11 protein-coding genes and 3 tRNA genes are annotated in these 12,868 nt (G+C 28.9%); 3 read left to right on the top strand and 11 right to left on the bottom strand.

What is annotated here, in order from left to right; translation table 11 throughout:
- Window positions 1-15: 15 nt before the first annotated feature.
- The 8 genes from hisF to sbcB all read right to left on the bottom strand — a co-directional run bounded on the left by hisF (window position 16) and on the right by sbcB (window position 8,427).
- The gene (gene hisF, locus BTURN675_RS02290) at window positions 16-792 is read right to left on the bottom strand and encodes an imidazole glycerol phosphate synthase subunit HisF (RefSeq protein ID WP_046288928.1); all 777 of its coding nucleotides are present in this window, start codon (window positions 790-792) and stop codon (window positions 16-18) included.
- Window positions 774-1,514 carry a 1-(5-phosphoribosyl)-5-[(5-phosphoribosylamino)methylideneamino]imidazole-4-carboxamide isomerase gene (gene hisA / locus BTURN675_RS02285; protein WP_046288927.1) on the bottom strand — a complete coding sequence of 247 codons (741 nt, stop codon included), beginning with the start codon at window positions 1,512-1,514 and terminating at the stop codon, window positions 774-776. Before hisA ends, hisF begins: the two co-directional genes overlap by 19 nt.
- 3 nt (window positions 1,515-1,517) lie before the next feature.
- A complete protein-coding gene (hisH, locus tag BTURN675_RS02280; RefSeq protein WP_046288926.1) occupies window positions 1,518-2,111 on the bottom strand; it encodes an imidazole glycerol phosphate synthase subunit HisH in 594 nt (197 codons plus the stop codon).
- Window positions 2,111-3,199: a bifunctional histidinol-phosphatase/imidazoleglycerol-phosphate dehydratase HisB gene (gene hisB / locus BTURN675_RS02275; RefSeq protein WP_046288925.1), complete on the bottom strand. Its 1,089-nt coding sequence runs from the start codon at window positions 3,197-3,199 to the stop codon at window positions 2,111-2,113. The genes hisH and hisB overlap by 1 nt, the downstream gene beginning before the upstream one ends.
- A 12-nt stretch (window positions 3,200-3,211) precedes the next feature.
- A complete protein-coding gene (gene hisC / locus BTURN675_RS02270) occupies window positions 3,212-4,297 on the bottom strand; it encodes a histidinol-phosphate transaminase (RefSeq protein WP_046288924.1) in 1,086 nt (361 codons plus the stop codon).
- Window positions 4,287-5,603 (bottom strand): histidinol dehydrogenase, encoded by a 1,317-nt coding sequence (hisD, locus tag BTURN675_RS02265; protein ID WP_046288923.1) that lies wholly within the window; start codon window positions 5,601-5,603, stop codon window positions 4,287-4,289. Before hisD ends, hisC begins: the two co-directional genes overlap by 11 nt.
- Window positions 5,604-5,608: 5 nt before the next feature.
- Entirely contained in the window at window positions 5,609-6,508 is a 900-nt protein-coding gene (hisG, locus tag BTURN675_RS02260; RefSeq protein ID WP_046288922.1) for an ATP phosphoribosyltransferase, read from the bottom strand.
- Window positions 6,509-6,951: 443 nt separating this feature from the next.
- On the bottom strand, window positions 6,952-8,427 hold the full coding sequence (gene sbcB, locus BTURN675_RS02255) for an exodeoxyribonuclease I (RefSeq protein WP_046288921.1): 1,476 nt from the start codon (window positions 8,425-8,427) through the stop codon (window positions 6,952-6,954).
- 455 nt (window positions 8,428-8,882) lie between these two features.
- On the opposite strand from sbcB, the gene tmaR reads away from it, so the two are divergent.
- Both tmaR and gutQ read left to right on the top strand, forming a co-directional pair.
- Window positions 8,883-9,209, top strand: coding sequence for a PTS system regulator TmaR (gene tmaR, locus BTURN675_RS02250; protein WP_046288920.1), 327 nt, complete (start codon window positions 8,883-8,885; stop codon window positions 9,207-9,209).
- 417 nt (window positions 9,210-9,626) lie between these two features.
- Window positions 9,627-10,598, top strand: coding sequence for an arabinose-5-phosphate isomerase GutQ (gene gutQ, locus BTURN675_RS02245; RefSeq protein ID WP_420021784.1), 972 nt, complete (start codon window positions 9,627-9,629; stop codon window positions 10,596-10,598).
- A gap of 100 nt (window positions 10,599-10,698) precedes the next feature.
- Here the strand turns inward: gutQ and BTURN675_RS02240 are convergent.
- Window positions 10,699-10,771: transfer RNA gene (locus tag BTURN675_RS02240), tRNA-Asn, on the bottom strand.
- A gap of 130 nt (window positions 10,772-10,901) precedes the next feature.
- Here BTURN675_RS02240 and BTURN675_RS02235 point away from each other — a divergent pair.
- A tRNA-Ser gene (locus tag BTURN675_RS02235) sits at window positions 10,902-10,989 on the top strand.
- A 195-nt stretch (window positions 10,990-11,184) separates the two neighbouring features.
- Here BTURN675_RS02235 and BTURN675_RS02230 read toward each other — a convergent pair.
- Both BTURN675_RS02230 and mdtH read right to left on the bottom strand, forming a co-directional pair.
- A tRNA-Ser gene (locus tag BTURN675_RS02230) sits at window positions 11,185-11,276 on the bottom strand.
- Between the two features lie 349 nt (window positions 11,277-11,625).
- Window positions 11,626-12,807 carry a multidrug efflux MFS transporter MdtH gene (gene mdtH / locus BTURN675_RS02225; RefSeq protein ID WP_046288918.1) on the bottom strand — a complete coding sequence of 394 codons (1,182 nt, stop codon included), beginning with the start codon at window positions 12,805-12,807 and terminating at the stop codon, window positions 11,626-11,628.
- Between the last annotated feature and the right edge of the window lie 61 nt (window positions 12,808-12,868).

Raw genomic sequence — 12,868 nt, 5'->3', positions numbered from 1 at the left:
AGTATGTGTTTTATTTTAAGATAATCTAACGTTTATTCCATTTTTTTGTAAAAATTGTTTTAATATATTTATGTTGATTATGTTTTTATGAAATACTGAAGCTGCTAGTGCGCCATCTATTTTTGTTTGTTGAAAAGCGTCTAAGAAGTGGTATAGCGTGCCAGCACCTCCGGAAGCGATGAGTGGAATTTGACAAATTTCTTTGATATCTTGTAATTGTTTTATATCGTATCCTTGTTGCATACCGTCTTGATTCATCATATTTAGTACAATTTCTCCAGCTCCATAATTTTGCACTTGTTGTATCCATTGTATCGTTTGCCAGTTAGTTGTTTTTGTGCAAGTAGTATCTCCGGTGTGATATTTTACTTGATAAATATTTTTCTTTTCATTGTACCAACTGTCAATGGCAACTACAATACACTGGCTACCCAAGGATTCAGAAAGTTGTTTGATTAATATTGGTTTTAATAAAGCTGGTGAATTTATTGAAATTTTATCAGCTCCGCAAGAAAGAATTGTTTTAGCTTGTGTTAAAGTATTAATACCTCCAGCCACACAAAATGGGATATTAATAATTTCTGCTACTTGATTTATCCAATATTTATTAACTGTCCGATTATTCGGAGATGCTGTAATATCGTAAAATATTAATTCGTCAGCACCTTCTTGAACATATCGTTGCGCCAGATCAATAATATTGCCAACAATGTTATGATTACGGAATTGTCGACCTTTAACCACTTGTCCATTGTGTACATCTAGACATGGAATTATGCGTTTTGCCAACATGAGATAGCCTCCGATATAGTGAACTTTTCTTCTAAAAGGGCACGTCCAATAATGATACTTGTAACACCAGTATCTCTTAATTTATGTATTTCATCTAAATTTTTAATGCCTCCTGACGATTGAAATTTAATATCAGGCCATGTTTTACATATTGTTTGATACAAAATAGTATTACTTCCTGTTAATGTACCATCTTTTGAAATATCAGTGCATAAAACATGTTTTAAACCAATATTGTGATATTGTTCAATTATTTCTTGTAATGTTGTAGTAGTATTTGTTTGCCACCCATTAATGACGACATTATTAGTTCCTGTTGAGTTCATTCGTATATCTATTGCTAATACCAACGATTCAGAGCCGAAATATTCAAACCATTTTTTAGTTTTGTATGGATTTTTAATTCCTTGTGAACTAAACACGACACGTTTGGCACCAAGTTTTAATAAATCTGCAATATCTTTTGTAGAACGTATTCCTCCTCCTATTTGGAGATTGTTGTGTTGGTTGGCACGTAATAATTTATGGAGTAAGTGTATTTGTCGGTTGGTTGGATTTTTTGCTCCTTCTAGATCTACTAGATGTATTATTTTAGCGCCTTGTTGAAAATATTTTTCTAAATATAGAAGTGGATTATTTGAATAAATTCGTTGTTTATGAAAGCATCCCTGATATAGTCTTACTATATTGCCGTTCATTAAATCTAATGCTGGTATAATCATAGATCACATCTCCAAAAAATTTTTTATTAATTGTTCCCCTGCTGAGCTAGATTTTTCCGGATGAAATTGAACACCAAAAAAATTATGATATGTTATTGCTGCTGTGAAAGGGATGCCATATTGTGTAATGGCAATTGTTTCTGCGCATAAGGGTATAAAATAATTATGTATAAAGTAAAAATAACTGTCGTTTTTAATATTATAAAATAAATTGTGTGTATTTTTTTTTATACTAGTTTTATTCCAACCAATATGAGGTAATGATAATCCTTGATATGGCATTTTTTTTACTGTTGTATTAATAATTCCTAGAGTGTCAGTACCTTTGTTTTCTTCACTATATTTAGCTAATATTTGCATTCCTAAACAGATACCTAATATTGGTTGTGTTATATTTTGTAATACACTAATTAATTGTTTTTGTTGTAGTTGTCTCATTGCAGTTTGTGCACTTCCAACTCCAGGGAGGAAAATTTTATCTGCTTGTGATATAATATCAAAATTATCGGTGATTATTGGACAATATCCTAATCGACGGATGCTAGTATTTATTGAGAATAAATTTGCACATCCAGTGTTAATTATTACAATTTTCATTATAATTGTCCTTTTGAGCTTGGTATTATATCGCAATTATTATTGTTGTTGGGGTTAAGACAAATTGCTTGACGTAATGATTGGCCAAAAACCTTAAATAAGCTTTCTGCTCGATGATGGTCGTTTTCTCCTTGTGTTTTTATATGTAATGTACATTGCATTGACTGTGTAAGTGACTGAAAGAAATGTTTTATCATTTCTGTGCTGAGATCTCCGACTTTTTGAAAATTAAAGTTTGCATGATATTCAAGATGTGGTCGACCAGAGAGGTCTAATGAACATTGTGCAAGAGATTCATCCATGGGAAGTACGAATCCGAATCGTTTGATATTTTTTTTGTTTCCTAATGCTTTATGCAGTGCTTTTCCTAGTGTTAATGCTGTATCTTCAATTGTGTGGTGATCGTCTATATGAATATCATTTTTAACCGTAATATTCATATATATTCCAGAATGAGTGGCAATTTGTTGTATCATATGATTAAAGAAATGTATTCCAGTATTAATGGAGCTATTATTAGGATTGTTATCAATTTGTATGCTAACGTTAATAGTGGTTTCTTTTGTAATACGTTTAACGTTAACAGATCGAATTATGGTAGTTAATTTTTTTTCAATAGTTTTCCAATTACATTTTTTTCTATGATATTGTATGCTTTGAATTTTCATGTTTTGTGCTAACAGGATATCTGTTTTTCTGTCACCAATAACATAGCTTTTAGATTTATTTATTATGTTTTTATCTAATAATTCTTTTACTAATCCTATTTTTGGTTTTCGACAATAGCATTGATCTTGATCAGAATGAGGACAAATTAGAATTTTATTAAATTTGATACCTTGAGAACCGAATATTTTAATCATGAAATTATGGGGTTTGTCAAAATTTTCTTGTGGGAAGTGATCGCTACCCAAATTGTCCTGATTAGTAATTATTATTAATTTAAATCCTATTTTTTGTAGTTTTAGTAAAGCAGGAATTACATATGGCTCTAATGTTAATTTATCTATAGAATCGATCTGAAAATTATCTGTTGGTTCGTGAATAAGTGTACCATCTCGGTCGATAAATAAAAATTTTTGGTTCATAATATTTTACCATTAAGTTAGTAGTTTAGTAGGGTTATTGTTTGTTAATTTTTTTAGAGCTGAAATAACATGTTGACATTCATCGTGCGTTCCAATACTAATTCGTAAACAATTGGTTAGTCCAAATTGTTGATTTTGATCTCTTAAAATTATACCTTGATCCCATAATGTTTTAAACACTTTGTATTTTGGATTACAGCGTACTAAAATATAATTAGCTTCACTAGGAAAAATATTATCTATACATTTGCAGTTTTTTAGTTCTTGGATAAAATATTCCCGATTTGTGTTGATTGTTTTGATTCTTTTTTTTGTGTTTTGTATTCCTTGTAAACTAAGTGCTTGTTGAGCAATATCGATTACTGGTGTTGATAATGGATAGGGGGTAATTATTTTTAATAATACCTGAATGATTGTTGGATGTGCTAAAGTAAATCCACATCTTAATCCTGCTAATGCAAAAGCTTTTGATAGGGTTCTTAATATTACTAAATGTGGATATTTAGATAATAATTTTACTGAACTGATTTGAGGGCAAAAGTCAATATATGCTTCATCGATTACTAAAATAGAATGTTGATTAATGATATTTAATAATTGTTGAATAATATGTGTGTTAATAATATTTCCAGTCGGATTATTTGGGTTACAAATATATATTAATTTGACATTTTTAAGTTGTGTTGTAATTCTTGATATATCAAGTTGCCAATTTTTATCTGTTGGTACTTCTCGGTAATTAACATTAGATGCCTCGGCTGCAACTTTATACATGCCATATGTTGGAGGGCAAAACAAAATAGAATCAATTTTTGGTTCACAGAATGCTCGTATTAATAATTCAATGCTTTCATCAGCTCCTCTTGATACTAAAATTTGATTTGTTTCTACTTTTGCATATTTAGCATATTTTTTAATTATTGTTTGAGGTTGACACATTGGATATCGATTGATATTTTTAAAACGCATTTTATAATTAGTGGATATTGGATATTCGTTGGCGTTTAGAAATATATTTCCTGTTCCTCCTATTTTTCTGGCTGATTGATATGGGTTTAAGTGTAAGATATTTGTACGTGCTAATTTATTAATGTCCATTGTTATCCTTGCATTTTGTGAAACGTATGTTTATAGATTTTGTATGAGCGGTTAATTTTTCTATTTCTGATAATGTTGTAATTGTAGGGGCAAGTTTTAATAATCCGTTTTTAGTTAGTTTTTGTACTGTTATACGTTTTTGAAAATCTAATACACTCAGTCCAGAATTATTTATTGTATATCCATATGTGGGTAGCACGTGATTAGTCCCTGATGCGTAATCGCCAGCTGCTTCTGGTGACCATTTTCCAAGAAATATTGAGCCTGCATTAGTAATAAATTTTAGTAAATTTTCTGAATTTTTTGTTTGAATGCTGAGATGTTCAGGCGCGTAATCGTTACTAATGTTTACACATTCCATAATATTTTTACTGAGAATAAATCGGCTGTTTTTTAGTGATTGAATAATGATGTTGATTCGAGAGAGATGTATGATTTGTTTATTAATTTCAAATATTACATTATTGATGATGTTAATGTCTGGTGTTAAGAGAATGATATGTGAGTGTGATCCATGTTCTGCTTGTGATAAAAGATCAGCAGCAATAAATTTTGGATTAGCTGTATTATCAGCTATAATTAATATTTCTGATGGTCCTGCTAACATATCAATATCTGTAGCTGATCTGTAGCTAATTTGTCGTTTAGCTTCGGTAACCCATATATTTCCTGGCCCAAATATTTTATTGACTTTTATAATAGATTCAGTTCCGAATCCCATAGCGGCAATAGCTTGCGCTCCTCCAATTTGATAAATTTCTTCTATTCCGCATATTTTTGCTGTGTATAAGATTTCATATGATATTGGTGGAGGTGAACATAGCATAATTCGCGGACAATTAGCAATTTTTGCCGGTATTCCTAACATCATTACTGTTGATGGTAGTGGAGCTGAGCCGGATGGAATATATAATCCTACTGAACTTAATGGTTTAATGATTTGTCGACAGTGTACGCCTGGTGATGTTTCTATATTAATTTCTTGAGTATGTTGTAGTTGATGAAATCGGGTAATATTTTTTTTTGCTGTATGTATAGCGCACTTAAATGTTTTTGATAATGTATCGTCAGATATTTTGAATAACGATTTTTTAATTTTTAGTTCGTTTGTTTGGAAGTTATCTAAATGTAGGTTAAAATTTCGTAAGGCAGTGTCTCCATGTTTTTTTACTTGATTGAGGATTGTTTCTACATTTTTTTGTAATTGTTTTGGAGATTTCTGAGCGGGTCGATTGAGTAATTTTTTTTGTTCAGAAATATTATAATTATTCCAAATAATGGGATTGAGAGGTATAGATGACATCATAGATATTACTCCATCATTTTTTCAATTGGAAGCACTAAAATTGAACTAGCTCCAAGATTTTTTAAGTTTTCCATGGTTTCCCAAAAAAGCGTTTCATTACTGACCATATATATTGCGACACGTTCCTGATTACCTGCTAATGGAAGTACAGTTGGGCTTTCTGCTCCTGGTAATAAATTAATAATTTCTTCTAATCGTTCTGTGGGTGCATGTAACATTATATATTTTGATTCTTTGGCTTGTATAATTCCTTGTATTCTTATCATAAGTTTGTTAATTAGTAATTGTTTGCTGTCTGATAGTTTACCGTCTCGTTGAATGAGACATGCTTTTGATCGGTAGATAACTTCTACTTCACGTAGTCCGTTGGCTTCTAAAGTAGCGCCAGTTGATACCAAATCACAAATAGCATCTGCTAATCCTGCACGAGGTGCAACTTCTACAGATCCGTTTAAAAGACAGGATTTAAAGTTAATGTTTAATTTGTCTAAATATTGTTTTAATAAATGTGGATATGAGGTGGCAATTCGTTTTCCTTGTAAACAGTTTGGTCCGTTCCATGGTTCATCAATAGGTAATGCCATTGATAATCGGCAATTTCCGAAGTCTAATCTTCGTAATGTGAAGTAATGAGGATCATCACCTTGTGCCCGACGAGTTAATAGTTCTTCTTCTAGTACATTTTCTCCAATAATACCTAAGTCTACTACTCCATCCATTACTAGTCCTGGGATGTCATCATCTCTTACTCGCATAATATCGATAGTCATATTTTCTGCAAATGCTAACAAACGTTGTTCTTGTAAGTTAATTTTTATTCCGCATTGTTCTAGAAGTTTTTGTGATTCTTTACTTAATCTTCCAGATTTTTGCATTGCTATTCGTAATCGTGATCTGTCGAACATGATTTGTTACCTTAAATATTTTTGTTCAATGGAAAAAGTTATTTTTTTTTGTAAATTATTATGTGACATATTAGTTATGATTATGTTTGTTTTAGTTTTTGTGTTGGTATGTAATTGTGTGGTTTATTTTTTATACAGGTATAAATTTTTTAATAAATGTAATTTAATTTAGTTTATAGTTCAATATTTTTATATGACTATTTTATCTGTTTATTAATAAAATAAAATATTTTTAATTAGTAATTAGTGAATATATATGTTTTTTTAAATTTTTACATGTTGTTATGATGTTTAATTGTATTATAAAAACGATATTTTTTAGATAATGGGTATGTAATGATGAATTATAAAAAAGTATTTTTTTTGAAATAATAGAAATTATACAGAATGTAGTGGAAATGCTAAATATATGTTTAATTTGTATAAAAAATGTGAATCAGTTATTACTGATTTAGTGTGTCATTGATGTATTGTAAGTATTTTATTAATGAATTCAAAATGTTTATTTTTCTTGTGTTTTTTTTATGAGTTTCAAATAACTGATCAAGTTGTTCTTTATATTGTGTCAATATTATTTTTGTAAATAATGTTTTTCGATATTCTAGCCAGTATTGTTTTTCATATTGAGTTAGTGTATGTGGGAAATTTCTTGCTCGATAGTAAAAAAGTAGTGGTTTTAGTCGTTTGTCGTAAAATTTAGTATGTATTTTATTTAAGTTTTCTGGTGATTCTTTTCGAATTATATTAATCATATGGCGGTCAGATTTATTAAAAAATCCTGTATATAGTTGGTTGTCTACATGTAACGTTTTATCTGTATTTTGTGATAAATAATCATAATTATTTTGAAATGTAATTATTGTTTTTTTAATAATTTCTTTATTGTTAGATATATTGTTTTGTAATTTTTTGGCATTATTTAAGCAGTATTGTAAATCAATATTGAGTCTTGAAATATCTTGTGGTCTTAGGGAACTAATTGGGGCTAGTATAGGACATTTATTTATGTGTATTGTTAATATTGTATGTTGTCGGTGTTTATTTTGATGATAAAAGTTTATCATTTGTTTATTGCAAGGTATATAATTGATATTATTTTTCCATAATTTGTCTAAATTTTCATTGAGATTGCAAGCAATTAAAATGTTGGAATTGTTTGTGTGCCAAGCTAGTGGTTTGATTAATATAGCATAACGATTATTAATTATGTTGTTTATTGGAACATAGACTAGTGGTTGTATATTTGTGATGTTTATTAATTTTTTAATTTCTGATTTTTTTCGATGATGGTAAAGATAATTAAACAATCTTGGTTGTGTGTGTTGAGTAAGTTTTGCTAATTCTAAAGTTGCGTATACGTCAGATAGTGCGTCGTGTGATTTATTATGTGTAATATTATTACTGTTTGAAAGATCCATTAGTCGAAAACTGGGAGTTCCTTTATTATTTAGAGGCCATGTAATTCCCTCTGGTCGTAATGCGTAGTAGGCTTTCATTATGTTTAGTAAATCCCAATTTGAGTTTTTATTTTTCCAGCTCCAAGTATAGGGATCATAAAAATTTCTATAAAAAATATTTCGAGTAAATTCATTGTCAAAACGAATGTTGTTGTATCCCAGTATACATGTTTGTGGTGTGCAAAATATTTTTTGAATACGTTGTGCAAATTGATATTCTTGAATTCCTATATTTAGCGCATTTATGGGATTTATTTCTGTTATAAGTACAGCTTCTGGATTCGGTAAATAGTCGTTTGGTAATCGGCAAAAAAAATTTTCTGGTTTGCTTATAGGATTAAAGTTATAGTCAGTTCGAATTCCGGCAAATTGTGCGGGTTTATCTGATGCTGGATTTTTACCAAAAGTTTCGTAGTCATATATAAAAAAAGAAGATGTTTCATATGTGTTTTTGTAGTTCATTGTATTATTTGTTTTATATGAATAAAATGTATTAAAAATAACTTTTCATGAAAATTATAAATTTGTTAGATTTGATATTATAGTTATTGAATATTTTAGTTATATATTGTATATATTTTGTTATTTTGAGAATAATATGTTTATTTTGTTATATATAGTATGATTGATATTATTGATATTTATAGTAAAAAATAATTATATCATATAATAGGTTTTTGTTTGTTTTTGTATGATGTTTATTTTTTTTGTTTTTATAAATGATAGTTAGTATGTAACATAATTATTATGTTATGATAACAATGATAAGTATTATTATATTTTTATAGTAGTTTTTTTTATTGATAATACAAATAATATTAAGATTGTTAGTTGTTAATATTCATTGTGTTGTGGTATTGTATATTTTTGAATTTTTGGAGTAATTTATAATTTGTATATGAGGAAAATTTAAGATAATGAATCATACTAATCCATCGTTTTATGATGTGTTGGAATTTGTTCGTATGTTTCGTCGTAAAAATAAATTACAACGTGAAATTATTGATAATCAAAAGAAAATTCGTGATAATCAAAAGAGAGTGTTACTGTTAATTAATTTGGGGGAATATATTAAGTCTGGTATTTCTATTGAAGGAATTCATGCAATTATTGAAAATATGCGTGCAGATTATGAAGATCGTGTTGATGAATATATTATTAAAAATGCTGAATTATCAAGGGAACGTCGTGATTTAACAAAAAAAATAAAAGGTTTTGGAAGAAACGTAAAGATTAAAGATTAATAGATATATTGTATCGTGTTATTTGATTTCATGTGAGGAATGTAGATAATGTGTTTGTTAATTTCAAGAAATTTTGATTTGCATGTTTTTTTAATTAAAAAATATTTAAGCTTTTCTATGCAGCATGAAGATGGTGTTTGTGTTGTTTTTTAAATTTTGGTGTTTTTATTTTAATATATAGTATATAATGAATATAATTAATTGTTATAATAAAATATATTGTGATTAATAGTTAAGTATTTTATTTTTATTGGTTATATTTACATTTGTTATATTTTTAGAAGTTTTAATAAATTGAAAAGAAAATAGTTTCTCATTTATTTTATTTAAATCATAAAATTTATTTTATTTATTTGGAAGTATTTGGTATATATTTTTAAATAAATAGTTAAAAGACGATATTGGTGTTGGTAAATCGTGATGAATGAGAAGAAATTATTGGATTATGCTAAAGAGACTTTATTAATAGAGATTTCTGAAGCAAAAAAGATGTTAATGCGTTTAAATGATAGTATTGTTCTTGCATGTCGAATATTATTGAATTGTAGCGGGAAGGTTATTGTTTCTGGTATAGGTAAGTCTGGTCATATTGCTCAAAAAATTGCTGCTTCGTTGGCGAGTACTGGTACTCCTTCTTTTTTTATGCATTTAGCGGACGCGTTGCATGGCGATTTAGGAATGATTGATGTTAAAGATGTAGTAATATTTATTTCTTATTCAGGTCAAGCGTGTGAATTAGATACTTTAATCCCGTTGTTATCAGAGAATTGTATTCCAATTATTGCTTTAACTGGTAATTCTTCTTCATCATTGGCTAAAGCTGCTAGCTGTGTTCTTGACATTAAAATTGAAAGGGAGGCTTGTCCAATGAAGCTTGTACCAACATCTAGTGTTGTTAACGCATTAATGATGGGTGATGCTTTAACTATAACATTAATGCGTCAAAAAGAATTTAGTGTAGATCAATTTGCTCGTTTTCACCCGGGAGGAAGATTGGGTGCTAAATTATATAATCGTGTTTCTCAGGTTATGAGAGTTGGTGGTAATATAGCAAAAGTTTGTTTAAAAGTAACAGTAATGGATGCAATGTGTGAATTGAATCGTACTGGATTAGGTTTGACAGCTGTGTGTGATCCATTAAATAATGTAGTTGGTGTGTTTACTGATGGGGATTTAAGACGGTGGTTAGTAGCTGGAAAATCTTTATCGGATCCCATTGTTAAAGCGATGACAGTTCCTGGTTATTTGCTAGAGGAGGATTGTCGTGCTTTTGTGGCTATGACAATGTTTCATAAAAATAAAATTCATGCAGCCCCGGTAGTGGATATTAGAGGAAAATTAGTGGGTATGATTAATTCGCATGATTTTCATCAATTGGATTTGAATTAATTTGAAATTATATGTATTTACATTGTTTTGTAGAGAAAATTAATAATTAAAATTTTGCGATATACAATAATTAGTATTGGTTAAATGTGTTTTGAGTATGCTCCTCTGACTGGGCTCGAACCAGTGACATACGGATTAACAGTCCGCCGTTCTACCAACTGAACTACAGAGGAATTCTCCTTTAGTATGCTTTATTAAGTGTGATATGTCAATGATTATTAGTATTGTCAATAATATATGTGTATTTTTTTATTTTGCATATTGTTGTTATTGGGTGGTGTATTCTTGTTGAGAGGGTAATATGGAGAGGTGCCGGAGTGGTTGAACGGGTCGATTTCGAAAATCGTTAAGAGCATGATGTTCTTCAAGGGTTCAAATCCCTTCCTCTCCGTTTCTCAATGTAAAAGTATATAATTATTGTTTTGATTTTTGCATTAAATTGAAAGATGGAAGATACATAGATATAGGTATAGATATTGTTATAATGATCAATATAGTGGAGATAATGATATTTTATACTCAATTGTTTAAAATATATTATCTATTTTTATTTGTGGTGGTAATTATTATATTATATTTTTTTATACGGTGAGGAAGGGATTTGAACCCTTGATACACGTTTTTGTTATGTATACACGCTTTCCAGGCATGCTCCTTCAGCCACTCGGACACCCCACCTTTTTTTGAATTGCGTTATTCGTTATAATTTTTTATATTTTTTATATAAAAGAAATAGTTTTTATGCTATACATGTAACGTAACATATGTAATAATAATATATCATATATCAGCAGTATATTAACGGTTTTTTTGTTATTTTAATATAAAAAATGATGCGTCAGATGTATTTTAAATAATTATTTATTTTAAATATTTCTGTAAAGAAATGTAATCGGTTGTATTAAAATAAAATGGGTTGTTATAAATATAAATTTACTATCTGTATAATAAGATATTTTTTTCATATGCTGTCGAAATGTTTTATATGTGACACTTAACATTTAAACTATATTAATTATATAATTTTTTATATTTTATTAAACTGATAATACAGTCCTAATAATGTAATTAGTCCGATTATGCTAAGTATAAACCATGGCAATTCTGGAATGTTTAATTGCTTACTGAAATCATATAACCAACCACTTCCGCTATATCCTATAATTCCTCCCAAAGCAAGTCCTAATTTGCTAAATCCCATATAACTATTTTTTTCTTTATTATTTGTTAATAAAATACTGATTAATGTTTCTCTTGCCGGCTCAGCGATGATAGTGCCTATATAGAAACAACTAATCGAACAAAATAAGATATATAAATTATCAATAAAACCAATTGTAAATAAGCTAATTAGCATTATTCCTAACCCGATCATTAATCTTTTTTCTGAGTTACAAGATTTTTCGCCCCAAGAGGTAATAGGGAAAAATAATATTAGTGATAATATACATTCAATAATGTATATCCATTTTATTGTTTCTGGATGCCCGCTGATATTATTTATTTGTATTGGAAACATTAACATAACTTGTATGGAGAGTATGTAATAGCCAGTTAATGTTAAAACGTAAATAACAAATTTTTTGTTGTTGAGTACTGTTTGTATATTTTGTAAAATTGGAATGTGGTGATAATGTATATAGCATATTGGAAATTTTATAGCGTTAAAAATAGCAGCAATTAAAAATACCAATGATCCACATAGGCATACTAATTTAAAATTATACTGAAGAAGTAACCAGGTGCCGAGCAAAGTACCTATAATTGCACATATGCTGTCTTCTAACATTAGTAATGTGTAAAAGCGATTACGTTTTTTTAATGGAATAAACTGTAATACTAGTGCTGTTCTTGGTGGATCGAATAATGTTCCTCCTAATGCAGCTAAAATACATGATGCACACAGCAAATATGGAGTTTCAGAGATACTCATAATTGATAACCCAAATGCTCGTATTAACATTCCAAATACAATCATTGGTTTTGCACCTAATTTATCAGCGCAGGCCCCTCCAAAAATTCCTAATCCTTGTTGAATAAATTGTCGTAGTCCTAGAGCAGTACCTACTAGTAGTGCTTCCCATTGTTGTTGTTCGATAAAATATATGGAGATTAATGGAAATACAATGTAAAAACCTATGACTACAAACATATTATCTATTATCAAAAAAATTTTTCCTAATTTTTGTATACTGGGTGGTTGATCCATTTTTTCACCATTAATGATGTTTTATGTAATATAGAGCGTTTTTATTTAATAAATGATATAT

The organism is Blochmannia endosymbiont of Polyrhachis (Hedomyrma) turneri (genome assembly GCF_000973505.1).
GTDB lineage: Bacteria > Pseudomonadota > Gammaproteobacteria > Enterobacterales > Enterobacteriaceae > Blochmanniella.
Note: the sequence above shows the minus strand (reverse complement) of the source record. Positions and strands in the feature narration are given on the sequence as shown.